Source organism: Kutzneria viridogrisea DSM 43870, from assembly GCF_000525635.1.
GTDB classification, from domain to species: Bacteria; Actinomycetota; Actinomycetes; order Mycobacteriales; family Pseudonocardiaceae; genus Kutzneria; species Kutzneria viridogrisea.
This window is the reverse complement of record NZ_CP007155.1, coordinates 8,169,016-8,190,772: the sequence shown is the minus strand read 5'-3', so window position 1 is coordinate 8,190,772 and position 21,757 is coordinate 8,169,016. Positions and strand designations below refer to the sequence as shown.

The following is a 21,757-nucleotide window of genomic DNA, read 5'->3' as shown; positions in this document are numbered from 1 at the left end:
CGATGCGCACCGCGTCCGCAGCACTGGCCGCAGCCGTACTCGCCACCGGCCTGGGCGCGGGCACCGCCCTCGCCGCCGAGGGGTTGCACGACTGCGACACCCGCGTCGAGGGCAATTCCGGTACCGGGTGGTGTCACGGCACCGGCAGCTTCCAGCTCGCGCTGCGCTGCGTTGACGGCACCGAGCAGTATAGCGGGATCGTATACATTCAGCAGGGCTACGGACTGGTGAGCACGAGCTGCTTCGGCAAGGCTCTTTCCGCGCGCATCCTCATGCGATCCTGAGCCCCGTGCAGGACTACGAACCGGTACCCGAGGACTGGCAGCGCGCGCTCGCGGTGGTCGCGCACCCCGACGACCTGGAGTACGGCGGATCCGGTGCGATCGCGCGCTGGACCCGCCAGGGCAAGGAGATCGCCTACCTGCTGGTGAGCAGGGGCGAGGCGGGCATCGACGGTGTCGAGCCCGAGCGTGCCGGTCCGTTGCGGGTCGGTGAGCAGGTAGCCAGCGCGGCCGTGGTGGGCGTGGACCAGGTGGAGTTCCTCGACCACCCGGACGGCGTGATCGAGTACGGGGTGCCGCTGCGCAGGGACATCGCCGCCGCGATCCGCCGGTTCCGGCCTGAGCTGGTCATCACCGGCAACCACCGCGAGTACTGGCCGGGCGGGTGGCTGAACATGGCCGACCACCGCAACGTCGGCGCTGCGGTGCTCGACGCCGTGCGCGACGCGGCCAACCGCTGGATCTTCCGCGAGCTGGACCTGGACCCGTGGGGCGGGGTGCGCTGGGTGGCCGTGGCCTCCTCGCCGCAGTCCACGCACGCCGTGGACATCAGCGACACGTTCGACCTCGCCGTCGCCTCGCTCAAGGAGCACCGCGCCTACCTCGCCGCGCTCGGCGGGGACATGGCCGAGCCGGATCAGTTCCTGCGCCGAGCTGCCGAGGCGGAGGGCAAGCGGTTCGGCGGGGTGCTCGCGACCTCGTTCGAGCTGATCCCGGTTTGACCCGGCCAGGTGCGCGCGGCGAGGATTCCCCGCCGTGACCTCCCCGTACGAGGCGGAGTCCCACCGGATCCTCAGGTCCAGGGTGGACACCGCGCACCTGCCGCCACTGACCCGAGCCGTCGTCGAGCACATCGTATGCAATCTCGCGGACACCACCTGGGTCGGCGACGTGGTCGCGGACGAGGCGGCGCTGCTCGCGGGCCGGAACGCGCTGCTCGCGGGCGCACCGCTCGTGGTGGACGTGCGCATGCTCGCCGCGGCGGTGGCCCCGCACCCCGCCGTCGTGGGGTTGGACCAACCCGGTGTGGCCGAGCTGGCGAAATCGGAAGAGACCACGCGTTCCGCGGCGGGCATCCGGCTCGCCGCGCGGGCACACCCCGTGGGCGCGGTGTGGGCCGTGGGCAACGCGCCCACCGCGTTGATGGAGCTCATCCGCCTGGCCGAGACCGGTGAGCTGCGGCCCGCCCTCGTGGTCGGCGTGCCGGTGGGCTTCGTCGGCTCCGTGGACGCCAAGGCCGCGCTGCGCCGGTCCGGGCTGCCCTCGCTGAGCACCGTGACGGAGCGTGGTGGCGCGGCCATCGCCGGTTCCGTGATCAACGCCCTGATGCGGGAGCGGTCGGCTCCGGGGGAGGCTTGCGCGCATGTCAGTTGAGCAGCACTACCTGGTCGGCCTCGACCTCGTCGGCCGACGGGTCGTCGTGGTCGGCGGCGGCACCGTGGCCCAGCGCCGGCTTCCCCGGCTCGTCGCCTCCGGTGCGGCCGTAGAGGTGATCGCACCGCACGTGACGCCTGCCGTGCAGGCCATGGCCGATGCCGGTGAGCTCACCTGGCACGCGCGTCCCTACGAGGACGGTGACCTGGACGGCGCCTGGTACGCCATCACCTGCACCCAGCTCACCGAGGTCAACGCCGCGGTGGCCGCCGAGGCCGAGCGGCACCGCATCTTCTGCGTGCGGTCCGACGCGGGCACCGAGGGCAGCGCCGTCACACCCGCGGTCGGCGAGCACGACGGGCTGCTGGTGGGCGTGCTCTCCGGCGGGCAGCCGAGGCGGTCGGCCGCGGTGCGTGACGGCGTGCTCAGCGCGCTGCGCACCGGCGGTGTGCTGGACCGGCCCGAACTGGGCCGCCTGGCTGGCGTCGCCCTGGTCGGCGGCGGACCCGGTGACCCCGAGCTGATCACCGTGCGCGGGCGCAGGCTGCTGGCCAGCGCCGACGTGGTGGTCACCGACCGGCTCGGGCCGCGTGAGCTGCTCGACGAGTTGCCGCCGCACGTCGAGGTCGTGGACGCGACGAAGATCCCCTACGGCCGAGCGGCCAGCCAGGACGTGATCAACTCCACGCTGATCGAGCACGCCAAGGCGGGCAAGTTCGTGGTCCGGCTCAAGGGCGGCGACTCCTACCTGTTCGGGCGCGGGTTCGAGGAGCTGATCGCCTGCGCCGAGGCGGGCGTGCCGGTGACGGTCGTACCCGGTGTGACAAGCGCCTTCGGGGTGCCCGCGATGGCGGGCGTGCCGGTCACGCACCGCGGGGTCGCGCACGAGGTGGTCGTCGTGTCGGGTCACGTCGCGCCGGACGACGAGCGCTCGCTGGTGGACTGGCCCGCGCTGGGCAGGCTCACCGGCACGATCGTGCTGATGATGGCGGTGGAGCGGATCCGCGCGTTCGCCGAGGTGCTGTGCGCCAACGGCCGACCTGGGGACACCCCGGTGGCGGTCATCCAGGAGGGCACGATGCGCACCGAGCGGGTGCTGCGCACGAGCCTGGCGCGGGTCGCCGAGGACGTGACCGCCCACGAGATCCGCCCGCCAGCGATCATCGTGATCGGACCGGTCGCGGCACTGAGCGACGAGCTCATCACGGAGTGATGGTTATGTCACCGGGTGTCATGTCTGACTTCCGGTGACACAGCAGGGCGGGGGCCGCTCGGAAGCGACCCCCGCCCTGTCAGTGCCCAGCTCAGTGGTTGTGCTCGAAGGTGCGGCGCCGCTCCGGACGGCCGCCACCGAACTCACCACGGCCGCCTGCGCGCTCGCCACCGCGGTAACCGCCACGCTCGCCGCCACCGCTACGGCCACTGCCGCCCCGGTAACCGCCGCGCTCGCCGCGAGGACCGTGCTCACCACGGGGGCCGTGCTCCCGGTCCCCGTAGCTGCGCTCGCCGTAGCCACGGCCACCGTGCTCGGATCGGCCGCGCTCACCGAAGCCACGACGCCCACCACCGGCACCGGCCGGACGCGGCGTGCGCTTCTTCGGCACGAACTCGGCCACCGGCTCACCGCTGGGGATACGGGCGCCGGTGATGCGAACCAGCTCCTCGTCGCCGGGGCGCACCTGGGTGCTGGTCGGCTTGATGCCCGCGCGGGCGGTCAGCCCGTGCACGGCGCGGCGCTGGTCGTGGGTCACCAGGGTGACCACGGTGCCGGACTGCCCGGCGCGCGCGGTGCGACCGGCGCGGTGCAGGTAGTCCTTGGGGTCGGCCGGCGGGTCCACGTGCACGACGAGGCTCACGTCGTCGACGTGGATGCCACGGGCCGCCACGTCGGTGGCCACCAGCACGGGGGTGCTGCCCTCGCGGAACTCGTTGAGCACGCGGGTGCGGGCGCTCTGTGCCTTGCCGCCGTGCAGCGCACCGGCGTGCACGCCGATCGAGCGCAGCTTCTTGGCCAGCCGGTCCACGTGGTGCTTGGTGCGCACGAACATGATCGTGCGGCCCTCGCGGGCGGCCACCTCGTTGATGACGTCGGGCTTGTCGTCCGAGGAGACCATCAGCAGGTGGTGCTCCATGGTGGTGACGCTGCCGGTGGGCGGCGCGACCGAGTGCACGACCGGGTTGGTCAGGTACTCGCGGACCAGCTTGTCCACGTCCCGGTCCAGGGTCGCGGAGAACAGCAGCCGCTGGCCGCCGGGGGCGGTCAGGTCCAGGATGGCCCGCACCTGGGGCATGAAGCCCATGTCGGCCATCTGGTCGGCCTCGTCCAGCGCGGTGAACTCCACGTCGGAGAGCACGCAGGTGCCCTGCCGCACGTGGTCGGACAGCCGCCCGGGGGTGGCGATGAGCAGGTCGACACCGCGACGCAGCTGGTCGGCCTGCCGGGTGAAGGAGGTGCCGCCGACGACCGTGCGGCACCACAGGCCCAGCGCGCGGGCGTACGGGGTCAGCGCGTCGCTGACCTGCATGGCCAGTTCACGGGTGGGCACCAGCACGACGCCGCGCGGGTGCAGCGGCTTGGCCCGGCCGTCGGCCAGCCGGGACAGCAGCGCCAGCCCGAAGGCCAGCGTCTTGCCCGAGCCAGTCTGCCCGCGACCCAGCACGTCGCGCCCGGCGAGTGTGTCGGGCAGCGTGGCGGCCTGGATCGGGAAGGGCTCGGTGATGCCGTTGGCGGTCAGGGCGTCCAGCAGCGGCTGGGCGAGACCGAGCTCGGCGAAGGTGGGCAGCGGCCCCTCGGGCATGGTCGATTCGACGTGGTCGGACACGATCGACTGGTACGCCTCGACAGGCTTGGGACCACGCCGGTTCGGCTGGCGCCTGCGGTTGTTGCGCGGGGCGTTGCCGTAGCGGCGGTCGGACGAAGGAACGGGCACAGACAGACCTTCCGGAACGTGGCACGTCTCGGGGAGGCCCCGCGCCTGGCGCTGAGCAGCGCTGATGCGGTTGATCACAAGGACGAGCCCGGCATTCGATGACGCCGATGGTGGGTGGATGCACCGCGTCGTTACCCCTGTGGGCATGGCGGGGAAGCTCTCGTTCCGCGCGCCAGCTCGGTGCGAGTTCAACCATACCTGATCAGCCGGTTCGCCATGTCCACAGGGGCCGACAAGGTGAGCAAGGACTCAGGCCATGCCCGCCTCCGCGCGCAGCTCGCTGACCAGCTCCTCGGCGTCGGCCAACCCGGTGGGCAGCCCGCGCGAAGTGAACCAGGTGGTGATGTTGCGCACATCGCGTACCAGGTAGTCCATGCCCCGCGGGTTGGCCACCAGGTCCACCACCTGCGGCAGGTCGATCAGCACGAGCCGGTCCCGATGCACCAGCAGGTTGTACGCGGACAGGTCGCCGTGCGTCAGCCCGAGCGAGGCCAGCACGTGCAGCGCGTCCACCAGTTCGAACCACAGCCTGCGCAGCTGCGCACCCTCGGGGCGCAACTGGGACAGCCGGGGCGCCGCCGAGCCGTCCTGCTCGCCGAGGAACTCCAGCAGCAGCTCGGTCCCGTTGCGCTGCACCGGGTACGGGACCGGGGCGCCGACCGTCCACAAGCGACTCAACGCGGCGAACTCGGCCACCGCCCACTGCTCGGCGATCAGGTTGCGGCCGAAGGAGCTGCGCGTCGCCACCGCGCGCATCTCGCGCGACTTACGCATGCGGCGGCCCTCCAGGTACCCCGCGTCGCGGTGGAACATGCGGTGGTCGTTGCTGCGGTACCGCTTGGCGGCCAGCAGGCTGACCCGGTCGGTGCCCGGCAGGGACCGCCGCACGAGCTGCACGTCGGCCTCCTTGCCGGTCTTCACGGTGCCTAGCTCGTGGTCGACAGCGCCCAGCTCGGTGATCACCCAGTCGGGCCTGGGCAGTGGCCCCTGGTCGCCGTCACCCCAGGTCGACCAGCGGTCGGCGGCCTCGGGCAGCTCCTCGGCGTCGAGGGCGTCGGCGCGCGCGGCGGCCAGCCGGACCCGCGCCTCCTCGGTGAGCCGCCCACGCCGCTCCGGGGCGGGTTCGTCGTCGAAGCGCCCGCGACGACGGCGCTTGGCGCGTGCGGGCAGGTCGGAATCACGGTCGTACTCGAAGTCGTGCTCGCGCACTGGAGAGTTCTCCTCGGTGGGAAGTGTCACCCCACCGGCGGGTCGGCGCGATCTAGTGATCCAGCGCCGCGGCCAGCGGGGCGGTGGGACGGAGCTCGGCCACGTCCCGGACGGCAGTCGTCGACATGGGGCACCTCCTCGAAGAGAACCGATCCGCTGAACGATGAGCACGATGCCGGTGCGGGGCGGCCGTGCGCAACCGGATTAACCGAGGGCCGACTTGCGCCCGACCCCGGCGTACACCCCGGCGTGCTCCGGGTGCTCGTCCAGGTCCTCCGGGGACTCGGGCCGCCACTGCGGGGTGAAGACCAGGCCGGGCTGCACCAGCTCGAACCCCTCGAACAGGGTCGCGACCTCGGCCTTGGACCGCACCGTCACCGGGTGCGTGCTCTCCCGGTACAGCTCGACCAGCGCACTGACCTGCTCGGCCACCGCGTCGCTGGTGATGTGCGACAGCGCGAGGTAGCTGCCCAGCGGCAGGACCTCGCGATAGCGCGCCATCAGCCGTTCGGGCTCGTCGGCGGGCGGCAGGAAGTGGTGCACGGCCACCATCAGCAGCCCGATCGGCTCGCTGAAGTCCAGCAGCCGCGCCGTGCCGGGGTCGTTGAGCAGCGCCCCGGGATCGCGCATGTCGGCCTGCACGGCCACCACGTGCGGGTTGCCCGCTAACAGCACCTCGCTGTGCGCCACCGCGACCGGGTCGTTGTCCACGTAGACGACCCGGCAGCCGGGCCGCACGCGCTGGGCGACCTCGTGCACGTTGCCCGCGGTGGGGATGCCGGAGCCGATGTCCAGGAACTGGGTGACGCCCTGGCTGACCAGGAAGCGCACGGCCCTGCGCAGGAAGGCCCGGTTCAACCGTGCGAAGTCGAACACGGCCGGGGCCACGGTGGCGACCCTCCTGCCCAGCTCGCGGTCGACCTCGAAGTTGAAGCTGCCGCCGAGGAAGAAGTCGTAGAGCCGGGCAGCGCTGGCCCGGTCCATGTCGACGTCCCTCGGCGCCCAGTCAGGACGATTCACCCGCATCGCACCTCCGTGACTCGCGGGCAGCCTAGTGATCATCTCGATTCGCGGACCACTCACCACTCGGGGTCGACCGTCCCCGAGGTGATCATCGGCTCGACCTCGAACGGCAGCGCCGGAGGCCCGAAGTGCTGGCCTTGGCCCACGTCCACGCCCAGCTCGCGCAACGTGGCCGCGTGCTGCTCGCGGTCGACACCCGCGGCGTGCACGGTCAGCTCGGCCAGGTGCGCCAGCGAGACCGCGGTACCGATCGCCCGCTCGGCCGTCGGATCCGGCTTGTCCCCGTCACCGAGGGTGGCCACGAAACCGGACGCCAGCTTGATGCCGTGCACCGGCAGCCCCGCCAGCGCCAGCGGACCGGAACCGCCTGCGCCGACCCCGCTCACGACCACCCGGAACCCGTTGTCGACCATGACTGACAACGCTTCCAGCGGCTCGCCGTCCCGGTCGCGCACCACGCTCTGGTCCACCTCCAGTTGCAGCAGCTCGGGTCGCACCCCGGTCTGGTCCACCACGGACATCAACTGGCGGATCAGGTCCTGGTCGCAGCTCTGCCGGTTGGGCAGGCCGATGCACACCACCGGGGCCTGTTCGCCGAACTCCTCAGCCCACGCCGCGGCCTGCTCGGCCGCCTCGCGCACCACCCAGCGACCCAGCACGCCGACCTGGCCGGTCCGCTCGGCCGCGGCCAGGAACTCCTCTGGGCCCAGCACGCCGAGTTCCGGGTGCTCCCAGGTCAGGCGCGCCTCGACCCCGGCAAGCGTGCGGTCGGACAGCTTGCCCAGCGGCTCGTACTCCAGTGAGAGCTGGCCGTCCACCAGTGCTTGCGGCAGTTGGGTCGCCAGCTCGAGCGCACGCCGCTCCGGCCCGCCCCGGTCCTCCTCGTACAGCGCCCACTGCGCCTTGCCCTCCAGCTTGGCCCAGCCCAGCGCCATCTCGGCGTCGCGAAGCAGCTCGGTCGGCTCCGCCCGGTCCGCCGGACGCTCCACGATGCCCACGCTGGCGGTCAGCGACAGCTGCCTGCCCTCCGCGGCGATCGGCTCGCTGATCCGCTTGAGCGCCCGCTCGGCCACCTCGACCACGCCCCGCGCCGAGGAGCGCAGTACGAGCATGCCGAAGCGGTCGCCGTTGATCCGCGCCAGCAGACCGGTGTCCTCGTCCACCGTCCCGCGCAGCCGGTCGGCGATGGTCTTGAGCACGCGGTTGCCCACCTCGTCGGACAGGGCCCCGTTCACCACGCCGAAGCCGTCCACGCCGAACACCGCGAGGCCGACCCGCTCACCGGGGGCCAGCCCGCCGATGGCCGTCTCGGTCTTGGACAGGAACAGCGCGCGGTTGAGCAGACCGGTCAGCGGGTCGTGCAGGGTCTGGTGCCGCCAGCGCTCCTGGAGCAGGTGCAGGTCGGTGATGTCCTCGATCATGACGACCGGGTAGTCGGCCAGCCCGTTCTCGTCGCGGATCAGGGTGACCGCGATGTGCACCCAGATGGGCTCGCCGTCTCCGCGGATCATGCGCTGCTCGGAGCGCAGCGAGGTGTAGGTGCCGTTGATGAGCTTGCGGTACGCCTTGGCCATGTCCTCGGCGTCCTGCGCGGGCATCAGGTCGTAGGCGGTGCGCTGGCGCAGTTCGTCTGCGCTGTAGCCGAGCATCTCCTGCAGCGCCAGGTTCGAGCTGACGATGTGGCCCTGGATGTCCCCGATCGCGATGCCCACCACGGACTCGCTGAACAGCGTGCGGAACCTCCGCTCGCTGGCGCGCAGGGCGCGCTCGGCGGCGTCGCGGGCCCGGAACACCGCCTTCTTCATCGTCTCCTGCTGCCCGAAGATGTGCTCGCGCAACGCGTCCATGTACCCGGCGGACAGCGCGCCGAGCAGGTCGATCACCTGGTTGGTGGTCTCCGGGCACTGGGGCAGGCCGGCCGCGGCGGGCAGCGACCTGCCGACCACCCGCAGCGTGGCGTCCAGTGCGTGCGGCCCGACCAGTTGCGCGGCCACCAACCCACGGCCGATCTCGGTGACCGCCTCGGGGTCCGCCCGGCGCAGGGACTCGGCCAGCACCTCGGCGAAGCCGGTCAGGATGCCGCGGAGCTCCTTGCGCGACAGCGGCACGTTGCTCGTGGTGATGACCGCGCCGGTCCACAGGCGCGCGAACTCCGCAAGGCCCGGGTCCAGTGCCCCACCCTGCTCGTGGTCTCTCGCCGACGGCTCTTGCTCGTCAGCCATGACCCCTCTCATGCCTGTGCGCGGTGTTCGGATGACCTTAGCCCGATTCAGGCCGGCACGACGAGATCGAGGCACTGTTGCCCGGTGTGTTCCACCACGAGCCCGGCACGGCGTGCCACGGTGACGACCCCGGCCGCGGACTTTGGCTCGGACCTGGTGGCCGCGAGCGCGCGGGCCAGCCTGCCCTTGTGCGCCTTGTTGTGGTGGCTCACGGCCTTGCGCCGCCCCGCACCGTCCTCGCTGAGCACCCGCACCGTGATCGCGTGCGGCACCTTCGCCAGCGCCGCGTAAGCCCCCGAGCGCAGGTCCACCACCAGGTCGTCGGCCGTGGCCAGCACGGGTTCCAGCTCGGAGCGCCACAGTCCGCGCAGCCCGCCGATGCCCGGCAGCACGCTGCCGCCGGACAGTCGGTACGCCGGGATCGGGTCCCCCGCGGCCACCAGCCCGAACAGCGCCGAGGCCACGGCGAGCCGCTGGTGCGCCCTGGCCAGTTCGGCCTTGGTCAGCCCGGGTACGTCCAGCGCGTCGTAGAGCACCCCCGTGTACCTGGACAGCGCGGGCATCGTCGGCGAGTCGAACAGCTCGGCATTGCGCTGGACCTCGGCCGCCTGGCGGGGAGACAACTCCAGCGCCGCCAGGCTCCCGGGCAGGTCGGCGGCCAGTTCGACCAGTGCTGCGCTGAGTTTTCTCCTGGCCGGTCCGAGCTCGGGGTAGGACAGCGCGTCGAGGTCGAGCGGCGACCCGAGGCCACCGTCGGCCTTCGTCTCGGAGGGAGGGAGCAGCACCAGCACAGTGCCCAAGGCTAGTCAGCCACTCGCGGGCACCTCGTCCCAGTACCGCCCGTGTCGCGCCTGCCGTGTGCGAGCGCGGCTCGGATTGTCAGGGGTGCGGCGTAGCTTCGGTCGCACAACAGGGAGGCAGGTGGTGCTGATTGCTCGACCCCACAACTGAACAGGCGACAGGGCCGGAACTGCCCCTCAGCAGTCGGCGGCCGTGTCGAGCAGGTCCAGCAGTGCCCTCATGTGCACGGTCAGGTCATCGGCCGAGTACAGCGCGGGGTTCGCTTCGAGGTCGACGCGGGGACCCGTGCCGATGTCACCGCCCTGCACCGTGATGGACAGGTCGTCCACCGCTCCGCGGGACAGCGGACGTGCCGTGCCCCGGTGACCGCCGAAGGACAGCTCGTACCCGATCGGGTTGACGCTGACCACTGGCCCGTGGAGTCTTCGCGTGGGCGTGTCCGGGTGCAGCTCGGCACGCAGCCACTCCGACCGGTACCGCTCGTGCGGCCACACCGCGAGCACCTCGTCGGCCACCGCGCGGGACAGCTCGTGCAGACCCGCTCCGGGTGGTGTGCGCACCCGCAGCGGCACCACGTTGGCCGCCGAGCACGGCACGTTCAGCGACAGTGATCGCCTGCGGCACAGCCGGGGCAGGCCGAGCACGACCTCGCCCGCGCCGGTGATGTGCCTCAGGTACGTCGCGACGGTGGCGGTCACCACGGTGGCCCAACTGGTGCCGCAGCGCTGCGCCGCGTCGGTCCAGCCGTCCATCACCGAGGGGGACAGCGCGGTGGACCGCCGCAGCGGGAGCGCGCCGGCCGGGGCGCCGCGACCGGCCAGCGTCACCGGGATCGGTGCGTCGGCGAAGCGCTGCGTCCAGAACCGCTGGTCCCGCTCGTGCCCGCGGGAGCCCAGGTAGGCGGAGTCCTGCTCGAACACGGGGCGCAAGGGGTCGAACGGCTCGCCCCCGGTGCCGGTACCGCTGACCAGCGCCGAGTACAGCTCGGACACCCTGCGGTTGAGCAGGAACAGGCCGAAGCCGTCCAGCGCGAGGTGGTGTGCGCGGTGGTACCAGAGGAACCGGTTCGGGGACAGGGCGAACAGCGCCTGCCCGAACAGCGGCCCGCGCGTCAGGTCCACCGGACGGGCCAGGTCGGTGCGCATCCAGTCCAGGGCCGCGCCGACCGGGTCCCCGTGCCCGCTGACGTCGATCAGCCCCAGCCGCCAGGACTCGGCAGGCAGCAGCTGCTGCCACACCTGGCCGCCGTCCTCGACGAAGCGGGTGTGCAGGGTCTCTGCCTCTGCGACGGCCTGGTACGCCGCCGCCTCGAACTCGGGCAGCCGCAGCGGTCCGCTGATGTCCACGTACTCGGCGACGGTGTGTGCCGGGCTGTCCGGCTCCAGCTGCTGCGCCGACCAGATGCCCTGTTGTGCGGCCGACAGCGGCCAGCGTGTGGCGGAAAAGGTGGTCACCTCGAGAATCCCCCGTCGAAACCTGGAGTGCTAGGCCGAGATCCGTGGCCGGTAGACCCGCCACAACGAGCACAGGAAGAACGCGCCGAACCGCTCCAGGGTCCGAAGTGGACTCGGGCCACTGGCGCGCAGCGTGCCCAGCTGCCGGAGGAAGCTCCGGGTGCTCAGCCGGACCACGCCGGTGCCGAGGGTGAGTTCGCCGTCGAGCAGACGTACGTGCAGGGTGGTGGTGTCCGGCCAGATCGCGGTCAGCGGTCCGGCCCGCAGGTCCTTGTGCCCCTCCAGCACCAGTCGCCGCCCCGTGTTGTCGGTCAGCGGCAGCCGGTACAGCATCCGGCTCAGGTTCTGGCCCTCCCCGTCCACCATCAGGTTCACCACCCCGTCGGTGACCCGGTGGCGCCCGCCGAGTTCGGCGCACTCCACCCAGCCGGTGGCGCGCGCCTCGTGCCGGGTGGAGTCCAGGAACCGGTCCACGTCGATGGCGGTGACGGTCAGGTCCAGCGTCAGGACCCCCTGTCGTTCACCGAGGTCGAGCTCCCCGGTCATCTCCTCGGTGAACGACAGGGCGGCGGTGCCGGCCCGACCCCCGAATTGGCGGGCCGGCACCTGGCGACCGGTCGGCGCCGTTCCCCCTGAACGGCGCCGACCGGGGGGCGCGCAGGTCCTCCCCGGCCTGCCGCGCTCCAGTAGCTGATCGCACAGGCGGTCGGCCAGTGCGGCGATCGTGAGCGAGGGGTTGGCGCCGACCGGGCCGGGCATGGCCGCGCCATCGGCCACGTACAGGCCCGGGTGGCCGAACACCTGCCCGTAGGGGTCGCACACCCCCTCGCCGGGGTGGTGGCCGATCGGGGCGCCGCCCAGCGGGTGCGCCACCGCGGTCCGCTTGCGCAGCCAGAGCGGGTTGTCCAGGTACTCCCCGTCCAGCTCCTGCGCGATGGCCCGCATCGTGGCCCGCACCCGGTCGATGTACTCCCGGCTGGTCGCGGTGGTCCACGAGACGTCCAGTTCCCCGTCGCGCAGGCGCATCACCCCGTCCGGCACGTCCCGGCCCATGCCCAGCAGCGGCAGCGAGCTCACCGAGAGCGTGCCGTCGCCCAGCAGCGCACCGATGCCGTGCTCCAGGTCGTCGGGCGAGTTCCGGCCGAGCAGCGAGCCGACCAGTGCGCCGACCCGGTTGGCCGCGAACGCGGCCATCCTGGCCACCTCGCCGGGCAGGTCCGCGCTCTGCACCAGCCAGTCCAGGAACAGCGGGTAGCCGGCGTCCTGAAGGTAGAAGCCGCGGCCGGTGCCCGGGTGGCCGTCCAGGCCGTCGGGGACCCGCAGCGTGCTGGTGATCACCGGTCCGCGACTGGCGTGCAGCGGCCGGGGCACGCCGTCCTTGTGGGCGCGCAGCAGGAACGCGATGACGTCCCCGTTGCCGGAGAAGCGCGTGCCCAGCGCGTCGCTCAGACCGGGCAGGCGCGCCCGGTTGCCCAGCAGCAGCCGGGTCGTGCCGAACGTGCCCGCCGCCAGCACGAGCCGGTCGCAGTCGATGCGCTGCGAGACCGCCTCACCGGTGAGCGGGTCGTGGCGCAGGTACCGCAGTTGGTAGCCGCCGCGCGGCCCGGGCCGCAGCGCCTGCACCTCGCACAGCGTGCGCAGGTCCGCGCCCGCGGCGGCCGCCGCCGACAGGTAGGTGTGGTCCAGGCTGTTCTTCGCGCCGTCGTTGCAGCCCACGTCGCACTCCCCGCACAACCGGCAGGTCCGGCGCAGCGCGTCGTGCAGGTTCCCGTACGGCGCGGGGATGATCGGCAGCCCGATACCCGGTTCCGCGCCGGGGCGGGGCGCGAAGCTCACCCCGAGCGGGGGCAGTTGCCAGTCCAGCCCGAGCCCGGCCGCTGCCTCGCGCATCGCGTGCGTCTTGGGCGTGTCCGCGTAGACGGGGTGCTCGAACGGGTAGCGCACGGGGCTGAGCATCCGCTCCACGGCGTCGTAGTGCGGGTCCAGGTCGGCCCGGCTGACCGGCCAGGTCTCGTAGCCGCCGCCGGGCACCGGCTCGTCCCGGACGAACCAGTGCTCGTCCTTGCGCAGCAGCACGTTGGCGTAGATCAGTGAGCCGCCGCCGAGCCCGGCCGAGACCAGCGAGTCGAAGCCGCGGAACTCCAGCACGTCGAACAGGCCGTAGGTACGGCGCTGCGGGTCCCAGAAGTTGCGGCGCATCTCCGCGGGAGTGCGGGCGAAGCTGCCCGGCGGGTAAGCGCGTCCCCGCTCGAGCAGCACCACGGACAGTCCCGCCGCGGCCAGCCGGTAGGCGCTGACCGAGCCGCCGAAGCCCGAGCCCACGACCACCACGTCGGCGTGTTCGGTGTTCACGGCCTCACACCGCCTGCCGCTTCAGGAAGTCCAGCACGTGCGGGAACACCTCGAGGTCGGCGTGCTTGCCGATGAACGGGTCGAGGTGGCCGTAGCCGGGCAGCACCCGCAGCTCGTGCCTGCCCGGCGCCACCTTCTCCAGCTTGCGGTGGAACACCTGCTGGGAGTCGGCGAACACCCGGTTGTGCCGGCCCGTCATCAGCAGCAGCGGGGTGCTCACCTCGTCGATCCCGCTCAGGTAGTCGGCGGGCAGGTTCAGGTAGCGCGGGTCGGTGGCGTCGTACTTCACCGCCCGCCCGGCCAGCACCATCTTGCGCACGTGGCGGTCGTAGTTCATGCCGGAGCCCTGGCACAGGTCGCCGACGCGGGCGTGCGTCACCGGCAGCAGGTTGGCGTGCTCGTACATGGCGGGCCAGCCGGAGCCCCACATCGTGCTGAGCATGTGGCACGCGGGCACGGCGCACTCGGGGTGCGTCAGCGACACGAACTTGGCGGCCAGCCAGCCGCGGGTGAACCGGGGCGCGCTGCCCCACTGCGGGTCCAGGTACGGCAGGCCCAGCCCGTACTCGACCACGTCCGGACCGGCCAGCAGGCGCAGCGCGGACCAGACCGGCACGCGTGGAGTGAGCGACACACTGTTGGCCACCACGCTGGCGATGTCCCGGATGGCGCCGCCGAACAGGCTCATCAGGAACGACACCGAACCGAGGCAGTGCGCGATGACGTGCACCCGCCGGTCGCCCACGTGCGCGCGCAACTCGGCCAGCGCCGCCGGGTAGTCGTAGCGGGCGAGGTCGTCGAGGGTGAACCGGTGCGCGGCCAGGTTGTACGGCAGCCGGTTGCTCATCCGGGAGTCCAGCGTCCACACCTCGCCGAACCCGTTGTCCAACAGGTAGCTGACCAGGTTGCGGTGCTCGGGCATGACGAACATGTCCGTGGAGGAGGTCAGGCCGTGCACCAGGAGCACGACGTCTTCGCCCGGTTCGCGCAGGAACCGGACCAGGTTCAGGCCGAGTCCGTCCTCGGTGGTGACAGGGTGCGAGGAGACGTCAGCGTCACGCACACCATCCAGCGTGAACAACGGGATCTGGCGTTCCATGGCCATCACCCTGTCGGACGAGTCCACGGATTTCCATCGTGGTAACCCACGACATTGCGTGGTCGCCTTCGTCCGTCAGGGCAGGATCAGGGCTGATCGAGGTACGGCGCGAGCAGCCTGCCGAGTCCTCCGCGTGACGGAATGCCCAGCTTGCCGAACACGTGGGACAGGTGCGTCTCCACCGTGCGCAGGCTCAGCGAGAGGCGTTCGGCGATCTGCGCGTTGGTGCGGCCCTCCACGACCAGCCGGGCCACGTCCATCTCCCTCGGGGACAGCCCGAACGGCAGTTCCGGCCTGCGCCCGCGCGGGACCGGGACCCGCTGGCCCAGTTTGCGCTGTGCGCTGGCGGCCTGCGCCTGCAAGCCGCGCGCCCCGCAGCGCGCGAACAACTCGGCCGCGGTGGCCAGCTCGGCCAGCCCCCGCTCGCGCTCGCCCGCGGTGACCAGGCTCAGGCCCGCGCGCAGCCGCGCCCGGCCCTCCTCCAGCCGCAGGCCCGTCGCGGCGAAGGCCTCGGCGGCGCGGGCCGCGAGCGCGGCTGACCCGGCCGGGTCACTACCGCCGGTGGCATGCGCCCGCACCAGCCAGGCCACCGCTGTGTTCACCGGGTTGTCCCGGTGGCCTGCCCGCTCCGCGCGGTCGGCCAGCGGCTTCGCGGCGTCCGGTGTGTCGCTGGTGGCCTCGGCGTGCGCCATCGCCTCCAGACAGACCAGCAGCAGGGTCTCGTCCCGCGCGCCGGACTCGAACTCCTCGCACGCCGCCTCCACGGCCGCGCGCCCGGCGGCCACGTCCCGGGAGTAGATCAACACCAGGCTGCGCGCGCAGCGGGCCATCACCGACCACCAGACCCGGCTCGGCCCGCAGACCTCGCCCGCCTCGGTACCCGCCCGCAGCGCGGCGTGGTAGTCGCCCGCCCAGCTCAGCACGAGGGTCTGCGCGGTCAGCGCCATCGTCAGGGTCTCGCCCGAGTCGACCAGCCGCGCCATGTCGGTGGCCTCCTCGGCCAGCGCGATGGCCTCGGTCAGCCGCCCCAACCGGCCCAGCGCGAACGCCTTGCTGGCGTACAGGTAGGACACCACGTAGTTCTGCCCGGAGGAACGCGCGATCTCGATGGTGCGCTCCAGCCGCTCCAGCGCGCTGTCGTGCCTGCCCACCATGATCTCCGCCCAGCAGAGCCAGGCGGTGATGTCCAGCCACGGCGCGATCTCCGCGGGCTCCAGCTGGGCCATCAGCCGACCCGCCTCGTCCAGGTAGGCCAGCGCGGCGGTCGTGTCGCCCGCGGTGTAGGCGGGCATCGGCCGCAGCGCCGCCGCCGCGTACGTGGTGGAGGGGTCGAGCTCCATGGCCGCCAACTCGTGCAGCAGCCGCATGGCCTCCGGGTTGTCGCCGGTGCCCATGTTCTCCACGGTCAGCCGCAGGTACAGCGGGGCGGCCTCGGCCATGTGCGGATCGGGCAGCCTGCGCAGCTCCGACATCAGCACCGACTTGGCCGCCTCCGGGGAGCCCAGCATGCGCTCGGTGGTGGCGCACATCCTGGCGGCGCCCGCCCGCCGCGCCCAGTCCTCGGGCGGCAACAGGGCGAGGACCTCACGGGCGGCGTCCCGGCCTGCCCGCAACTGGCCGCTGATCGAGTGCGCCATGCACAGGAACACCAGCAGGTTCAGCCGGGTGGCCAGGGTCTGCGGGGTCGCGGGCAGCAGCCGCAGCGCGGTGCTCAGCCAGTGCGCGGCCGTGGCCGGTGCCCGGGAGCCGACTGCGGCCGCGGCGTCGGCGAGCACTGCCACCGCCGCCATGTCGCCGAAGGACGCCGAGCGCACCACATGGTGCGCCAGCGCCTGAGCCTGCGCGCCGCGCGTGCGCAGGAAGTCGGCGGCCCGCGCGTGCGTGGCCACCCGCCACCCGGCCAGCGCCGAGGCGTAGGCCGCGTGCCGCACGAGCGGGTGGCGGAACCGGAAGCGCGCGCCGGACTCCGGTCGCACCACGTCCCTGGCGACCAGCTCGTCGAGCGCCTTGAGGGCCTCGTCCTCCTCGATGACGGCCGCCGCCGCGATCGAGGCCGGTTCGAACTCGTCGCCGACCACGGCGGCGGCCCTGGCCACCAGTTGGGCGGTGTCCGGCAGCCGGGTCAGTTCCAGCAGCAGCGCGGCGCGCACCGTGTCGGGCACCTCGGTGAGGATGTCCATGTCGTCACCGGTGGCCTCGCGCGGGGCGGGCACCTTGCCGCTGCCCATGCGGGACAGCGCCTCCAGGTAGAAGGGGTTGCCGCCGCTGGCCTCGTACAGCCAGTTGCGGTGGCTGCGGTTGACCTCGCTGCCGAGGAACTCCTCGGCCTCCTCGCGGGAGAGCGGTCCGACGTCGACGCGGACCCCGCGCACCCCCTCAGCCAGCCCCAGCGCGGCGGCCAGCCGGGGTGAGGCCTGCGAGGGCCGGTACGCCACCGCGATGAGCACCTTTCCCCGAGGCGGGTGGCGCAACAGGTGGTCCAGCAGTTCCACCGAACTCTCGTCGGCCCAGTGCACGTCGTCCAGTACGAGTACGAGCCCGCCGGACTCGGCCAGCAATTCCACCAGGGTGCGCACCGCGCGGAACAGTCGATATCGCAGCGCACCGATTTCCACTGGTTCGGAGTGGCTCTCGGTGGCCAGCCCGGCGAACACCCCGCCGAGGAGCCTGCGCTCGGACTCGTCGAGCCGGTCCGCCAGTTTGCTGCCCAGGTGCTCCAGGTGGTCGTCCAGGGCCTCGGCCACCGCGGCCAACGGGGCGTCCTGCTCGAACTCCGAAGCCCGGCCGAGCAGGGTCACCATGCCGCGTTTGCGCCCAGCCTCGGCGACTTCGACCAGCAGGCGAGTTTTTCCCACCCCTGGTTCGCCGACCAGTTGAGTGAACTGGAAGGTGCCCCGCACACACCGGTCCAGCGCCCGGTCCAGTGTTCGCAGCGGGTCCTTGCGGCCCACCAGGGGTTGCCGCCCGGAGTTGTCCTTGGTCGGGTGCCCTGGCATGCGACGGCCGGTCACGGCGACACTCCTGCTGCGGGCGGAACTGTGGTGGACATCGCGCCAAGAATGCCAGCCTTTTCCGCACCGGGCAAGTGGGCGTGTTTGCGGCAAACGCAATCACGGAATCCCGTTGGACGGAAAACGAGAATCTTTTGTCGACTTTCCGGTCCTGTGACTGTGCTTACCCCCGTGTGGGTTATGGACAGTGTGGTCACACCCTGATTGATTGGCGGATATGACCGAGTTGACCGACGTCGGCTCGACCGCGCTCTGGGTCGCGCTCGGGCGGGCCAGGGAGAGCGTTCGTGCGGACCGGCTGTTCAGCGACCCGCTGGCCCGGTTCTTCGTGGAAGCCGCGGGAATGGACCGGCTGCCCGAGTCCGAGCTGGCGGAACCGGCCGCCCTGGTGGGTGACTACTTCGCGATTCGTACGCGCTTTTTCGACGACTGCACCGAACACGCCTGTGCCGAGGGCTGCGACCAGGTGGTGGTGCTCGGCGCCGGGTTGGACGCGCGCGCGTTCCGGTTGGACCTGCCCACGGGGGCGCGCCTGTTCGAGCTCGACCTGCCCGAGGTGCTGGCCTTCAAGGAGCGGGTGATCCAGGCCTCGGGGCTGGTGCCGAGCTGCGAGCGGCTCGTGGTCCCGGCCGACCTGCGCGAGGACTGGCTGGGTCCGTTGCTGACGGCGGGCTTCGCCCCGGACCGGCGCACGGTGTGGATTGCCGAGGGGCTGCTGCCCTACCTCACCGGGGCCGATGCGAGAGCACTGCTCACGGATGTGCACTCGGTGTCAGCGATCGGCAGCCGGATCGCCCTGGAACACGACGACCCCGCGGTGTTCGAGGCCCCGCTGATGCGCCGCATGACCGAGCTGTCCGGGGTCGACCTGGTCAACCTGGTCGGCGACGGGGTTCGGGACGACCCGCTGCCCTGGCTCGCGCAGCGCGGCTGGCGGACCTCGGCCACCAACCCGGCGGAGCGCGCGGTCGCCTACCAGCGGCCCGTGCCGCCGGTGTTCGACCCCGAGGTAGAGGGCAGCGCCGCACGGGCCGGGGTGGGGCAGCAGTTCGTCGAGGGACTGCTGGTGCGCGCGGTCAACCCCTGAGCAGACTCAGCCGAACGGTGCGCACCGGGTTGTCCACGTTCGTGTCGACCAGGCACACCGACTGCCAGGTGCCCGGCGCGAGGCGGCCGTCGATCACCGGGATCGTGGCGTAGGGCGGCAACAGCGCGGGCAGCACGTGGTCGCGACCGTGGCCGGGCGTGCCGTGCCGGTGCCGCCACCTGTCGTCGCGGGGCAGCAGCCGGTCCAGGGCGCTGAGCAGGTCCTCGTCACTGCCCGCCCCGGTCTCCAGCACCGCCAGGCCCGCCGTGGCGTGGGGTACCCACACGTGCAGCAGGCCCTCGGCGCCCGGCTCCCCTGCGAGGAATCGGGCGCACTCCTCCGTCAGATCGTATACAACCTCGGTCGAGCCGGTCCGGATCCGAATCTCCTCACTGCGCACGCGGTCCACCGTAGGCTGCCCGGCCGTTGAGCACATCGCACTGGTCACCGGCGCCAACCGGGGCATCGGCGCGGCGATCGCGCGGGAACTGGCCGCGCAGGACGTCGCCGTGCTCGTGGCCTACCTGGGCGAGCCCGGTCCGGACGAGGTGGTCGACTACCTGGCACGGGGTGCCACGTGGGGCTGGATCATCGGTCTGACCTCGGGTGGGGAGCTCGGCTTTCCCGGCGAGGTGTCCTACGGTGCCGCGAAGGCCGCGCTTGAGCACTTCACCCTGTCGGCGGCGGCCGAGCTGGGGCCGCACGGGGTCACCGCGAACCTGGTGCACCCGCCCGTCACCGACACGGGCTGGGGCACCGACGAGGTGCGCGCACACGTCGCCGCGAGTTCGGCGCTGTTCACCGTGGCGCAGCCCGAGGAAGTCGCCCGTGTGGTCGCGTTCCTCGCTTCGACCGCTGCCCGCTCGGTCACCGGGAACACCGTCCGGATGAGGTGAGTTCGCCCGTAGGTTGATCTCATGCGAACCGCGTTCGGCGAAACCTTCGACGTCCCGCTCGGTTACCTCAACACCGCGAGCATCGGTGTGCCGCCCACGTTCGTCGCCGATGCCGTGCAGGGGGCCCTGCACCGCTGGCGCACCGGCTCGGACAGCGCTTCCGCGTTCGACGCCCCGGTTGCCGCCGCCCGCGCCGCTTTCGCCGACCTGGTCGGCGTCGACCCGTCCGGGGTGGCGACCGGGGCCAGCGTCTCGCAGCTGGTGGCCCTGGTCGCGGCGAGCGTGCCGGACGGCACGAGGGTGCTCACCGCTGCGGCGGAGTTCACCAGCGTGAGCTTCCCGTTCGCCGCGCAGGCGCACCGCGGGGTTGTCGTGACAGAGGAGAGCCTGGATCGCATACCGCATACGATGTGCGATCACGACCTGCTCGCCGTGAGCGTCGTGCAGTCCGCCGACGGGTCCGTGCTCGACCTGGCCGCGGTGCGCGAGGTCGCCGAGGCCACTGGCACGCGTGTGCTGCTCGACGTCACGCAGGCCGCGGGCTGGATGCCGCTCGACCTCGGCTGGGCGGACTGGGCGGTCGGCGCCGCCTACAAGTGGCTGCTCTCCCCGAGGGGCGCGGCCTGGCTCTGGCTCAGCCCGAGCGCGCGCGAGTTCACCAGGCCGCTTGCCGCCAACTGGTACGCGGGGGAGTCCCGGTGGGACACCGTCTACGGGCTGCCGCTCCGGTTGGCCGAGGACGCGCGGCGCTTCGACCTCTCGCCCACCTGGATCGCGCAGGTCGGCGCGGCGGCGGCACTGCCGTGGCTCGCCGCCCTGGACCTGTCCGAGGTGCGCGCGCACTGCGTCGGCCTGGCCAACTCGCTGCTGGCGGGGCTCGGGCTGCCACCGGGCGAGTCGGCGATCATCTCCCTGGACGCCGCGCACGCACAGGACCGGCTCACCGCGGCCGGGGTCCGCTTCGCGCTGCGGGACGGCCGGGTGCGGTTGGCGTGTTCGCTGTCGAGCACCGCCGAGGACGTGAACGTGGCGTTGAACGCACTCGCCCAATAGCAGTGCGTGACCGCTACTCCGGTCGTCACTCTTTGGCGCACCCGTTACGGTGGTCAGTTGTGTCGGATCCGTACCAACCACAGGAACAGGCGAAGTGGCGGACCAGCCCGGTCGGGCTCAGCCCGTCCGACACAGCGCCGCTTCCGCCGATGAGCTTCGGCACGCCCCCGCAGGGTGCCCCTCAGCCGGGCACTCCTCCGCAGGGCACGCCCCAGTTCGGCGTACCCGGCCACGGCACGCCCCCGCAGGGCATGCCGCAGCCGGGGCCGTCGCGCTCGGGCACGACCCAACAGGGCATGCCGCCCGTGGGCACGCCGCCCTACGGCATACCTCCCGCGCAGTACCTCCCGCCAACCGAGCAGCCCGCCCGCGGCAAGGGCGTGATCCGCTTGTACCAAGGGCTCGGTCTGGTCGGCGTGGCGCTGGTCTCCGGTCTGGTCTGGTGGGCGTTCCAGCCGGGCCACGAGAGCGGCACGGCGGCTCCGCAGGGCACGGCCACGACCCAGGGCAAGTACACCTTCACCAGGGTCGCCGGTCCGGCCACGGACACCGACTGCGCCGCGCACTCCTTCGGCAAGACCCAGCAGTTTTTCCAACAGCACCCGTGCCAGCAGTTGCTGCGCGCGGTCTACAGCACCACCCTGCCCGACGGGTTGCAGGCCATGACCTCGGTCGCCGTGGTGCGCATGGCCGACGAAGCCTCGGCCGGGCAGTTGCGAGCCCTGACCAACGGGGACCAGACCGGCAACGTCGCCGACCTGATCCGCGAGGGCGTGCAGGTGCCCAGCGCGCCGACCTCCGGCCAGTTGCAGGAGGGCGGCTACGCCTCGGGCGCCAGCGGCAGCACCGTCACCATCGCGCTGTCCGCGTTCGTCGGCGGCCACCAGGACAACGCCCTGCTCAAGGACATCAGCAACGACGCGCTGCGCACGCAGGCGAAGTAGTGCTGGCACGGGGTGTCGGAC

At 72.3% G+C, this 21,757-nt stretch carries 18 protein-coding genes; 8 read left to right on the top strand and 10 right to left on the bottom strand.

Translation table 11 applies throughout. The features are described 5' to 3' along the window. The first annotated feature begins 2 nt into the window (after positions 1 to 2). Genes KALB_RS35490 through cobA form a run of 4 tightly spaced genes read left to right on the top strand, consistent with a single transcriptional unit; the run spans position 3 to position 2,868 of the window. On the top strand, positions 3 to 284 hold the full coding sequence (locus KALB_RS35490) for a hypothetical protein (RefSeq protein WP_025360429.1): 282 nt from the start codon (positions 3 to 5) through the stop codon (positions 282 to 284). A gap of 5 nt (positions 285 to 289) precedes the next feature. Then, positions 290 to 1,003 carry a PIG-L deacetylase family protein gene (locus KALB_RS35485; protein WP_025360428.1) on the top strand — a complete coding sequence of 238 codons (714 nt, stop codon included), beginning with the start codon at positions 290 to 292 and terminating at the stop codon, positions 1,001 to 1,003. 34 nt (positions 1,004 to 1,037) lie between these two features. Continuing rightward, positions 1,038 to 1,655, top strand: coding sequence for a precorrin-8X methylmutase (locus tag KALB_RS35480; protein ID WP_025360427.1), 618 nt, complete (start codon positions 1,038 to 1,040; stop codon positions 1,653 to 1,655). Then, the gene (gene cobA / locus KALB_RS35475; protein WP_025360426.1) at positions 1,645 to 2,868 is read left to right on the top strand and encodes a uroporphyrinogen-III C-methyltransferase; all 1,224 of its coding nucleotides are present in this window, start codon (positions 1,645 to 1,647) and stop codon (positions 2,866 to 2,868) included. The genes KALB_RS35480 and cobA overlap by 11 nt, the downstream gene beginning before the upstream one ends. Positions 2,869 to 2,959: 91 nt before the next feature. On the opposite strand, the gene KALB_RS35470 is transcribed toward cobA, so the two are convergent. The 9 genes from KALB_RS35470 to KALB_RS35430 all read right to left on the bottom strand — a co-directional run bounded on the left by KALB_RS35470 (position 2,960) and on the right by KALB_RS35430 (position 17,756). Beyond that, positions 2,960 to 4,453 carry a DEAD/DEAH box helicase gene (locus KALB_RS35470; RefSeq protein WP_030108714.1) on the bottom strand — a complete coding sequence of 498 codons (1,494 nt, stop codon included), beginning with the start codon at positions 4,451 to 4,453 and terminating at the stop codon, positions 2,960 to 2,962. Positions 4,454 to 4,834: 381 nt separating this feature from the next. After that, the gene (locus KALB_RS35465) at positions 4,835 to 5,794 is read right to left on the bottom strand and encodes a serine protein kinase RIO (RefSeq protein ID WP_025360424.1); all 960 of its coding nucleotides are present in this window, start codon (positions 5,792 to 5,794) and stop codon (positions 4,835 to 4,837) included. Between the two features lie 204 nt (positions 5,795 to 5,998). Beyond that, positions 5,999 to 6,820 carry an SAM-dependent methyltransferase gene (locus tag KALB_RS35460; RefSeq protein WP_025360423.1) on the bottom strand — a complete coding sequence of 274 codons (822 nt, stop codon included), beginning with the start codon at positions 6,818 to 6,820 and terminating at the stop codon, positions 5,999 to 6,001. Between the two features lie 53 nt (positions 6,821 to 6,873). Continuing rightward, positions 6,874 to 9,039, bottom strand: a complete 2,166-nt coding sequence (locus KALB_RS35455; RefSeq protein ID WP_025360422.1) for a putative bifunctional diguanylate cyclase/phosphodiesterase — start codon at positions 9,037 to 9,039, stop codon at positions 6,874 to 6,876. Between the two features lie 47 nt (positions 9,040 to 9,086). After that, a complete protein-coding gene (gene yaaA, locus KALB_RS35450; protein WP_025360421.1) occupies positions 9,087 to 9,830 on the bottom strand; it encodes a peroxide stress protein YaaA in 744 nt (247 codons plus the stop codon). Between the two features lie 186 nt (positions 9,831 to 10,016). Then, the gene (locus KALB_RS35445) at positions 10,017 to 11,294 is read right to left on the bottom strand and encodes a condensation domain-containing protein (protein WP_025360420.1); all 1,278 of its coding nucleotides are present in this window, start codon (positions 11,292 to 11,294) and stop codon (positions 10,017 to 10,019) included. 30 nt (positions 11,295 to 11,324) lie between these two features. Continuing rightward, positions 11,325 to 13,646, bottom strand: coding sequence for an FAD-dependent oxidoreductase (locus KALB_RS35440; protein ID WP_025360419.1), 2,322 nt, complete (start codon positions 13,644 to 13,646; stop codon positions 11,325 to 11,327). A gap of 4 nt (positions 13,647 to 13,650) precedes the next feature. After that, positions 13,651 to 14,745 carry an alpha/beta fold hydrolase gene (locus KALB_RS35435; RefSeq protein WP_025360418.1) on the bottom strand — a complete coding sequence of 365 codons (1,095 nt, stop codon included), beginning with the start codon at positions 14,743 to 14,745 and terminating at the stop codon, positions 13,651 to 13,653. Positions 14,746 to 14,831: 86 nt separating this feature from the next. Then, positions 14,832 to 17,756, bottom strand: coding sequence for an ATP-binding protein (locus KALB_RS35430; RefSeq protein ID WP_025360417.1), 2,925 nt, complete (start codon positions 17,754 to 17,756; stop codon positions 14,832 to 14,834). Positions 17,757 to 17,973: 217 nt separating this feature from the next. Here KALB_RS35430 and KALB_RS35425 point away from each other — a divergent pair, with 217 nt between their 5' ends. Then, positions 17,974 to 18,843 (top strand): SAM-dependent methyltransferase, encoded by an 870-nt coding sequence (locus KALB_RS35425; protein ID WP_025360416.1) that lies wholly within the window; start codon positions 17,974 to 17,976, stop codon positions 18,841 to 18,843. Here the strand turns inward: KALB_RS35425 and KALB_RS35420 are convergent. Then, the gene (locus KALB_RS35420; protein ID WP_025360415.1) at positions 18,833 to 19,243 is read right to left on the bottom strand and encodes a YjbQ family protein; all 411 of its coding nucleotides are present in this window, start codon (positions 19,241 to 19,243) and stop codon (positions 18,833 to 18,835) included. The genes KALB_RS35425 and KALB_RS35420 overlap by 11 nt on opposite strands. Positions 19,244 to 19,352: 109 nt before the next feature. Between KALB_RS35420 and KALB_RS35415 the strand changes: the two genes are divergently transcribed. Genes KALB_RS35415 through KALB_RS35405 form a run of 3 tightly spaced genes read left to right on the top strand, consistent with a single transcriptional unit; the run spans position 19,353 to position 21,736 of the window. Then, positions 19,353 to 19,739: an SDR family oxidoreductase gene (locus tag KALB_RS35415; RefSeq protein ID WP_025360414.1), complete on the top strand. Its 387-nt coding sequence runs from the start codon at positions 19,353 to 19,355 to the stop codon at positions 19,737 to 19,739. 21 nt (positions 19,740 to 19,760) lie between these two features. Continuing rightward, complete coding sequence (locus KALB_RS35410) at positions 19,761 to 20,792, top strand: aminotransferase class V-fold PLP-dependent enzyme (RefSeq protein ID WP_025360413.1); 1,032 nt, start codon at positions 19,761 to 19,763, stop codon at positions 20,790 to 20,792. Between the two features lie 59 nt (positions 20,793 to 20,851). Beyond that, positions 20,852 to 21,736 (top strand): YML083C domain-containing protein, encoded by an 885-nt coding sequence (locus tag KALB_RS35405; protein ID WP_148309781.1) that lies wholly within the window; start codon positions 20,852 to 20,854, stop codon positions 21,734 to 21,736. Positions 21,737 to 21,757: the final 21 nt, after the last annotated feature.

Excerpts from the sequence above, each read along its gene's own strand:
- KALB_RS35490 (WP_025360429.1), top strand. The coding sequence starts at position 3 with ATGCGCACCGCGTCCGCAGCACTGGCCGCAGCCGTACTCGCCACCGGC.
- cobA (WP_025360426.1), top strand. The coding sequence starts at position 1,645 with ATGTCAGTTGAGCAGCACTACCTGGTCGGCCTCGACCTCGTCGGCCGA.
- KALB_RS35470 (WP_030108714.1), bottom strand. The coding sequence starts at position 4,453 with ATGCCCGAGGGGCCGCTGCCCACCTTCGCCGAGCTCGGTCTCGCCCAG.
- KALB_RS35460 (WP_025360423.1), bottom strand. The coding sequence starts at position 6,820 with ATGCGGGTGAATCGTCCTGACTGGGCGCCGAGGGACGTCGACATGGAC.
- KALB_RS35455 (WP_025360422.1), bottom strand. The coding sequence starts at position 9,039 with ATGGCTGACGAGCAAGAGCCGTCGGCGAGAGACCACGAGCAGGGTGGG.
- KALB_RS35435 (WP_025360418.1), bottom strand. The coding sequence starts at position 14,745 with ATGGAACGCCAGATCCCGTTGTTCACGCTGGATGGTGTGCGTGACGCT.
- KALB_RS35425 (WP_025360416.1), top strand. The coding sequence starts at position 17,974 with ATGACCGAGTTGACCGACGTCGGCTCGACCGCGCTCTGGGTCGCGCTC.
- KALB_RS35410 (WP_025360413.1), top strand. The coding sequence starts at position 19,761 with ATGCGAACCGCGTTCGGCGAAACCTTCGACGTCCCGCTCGGTTACCTC.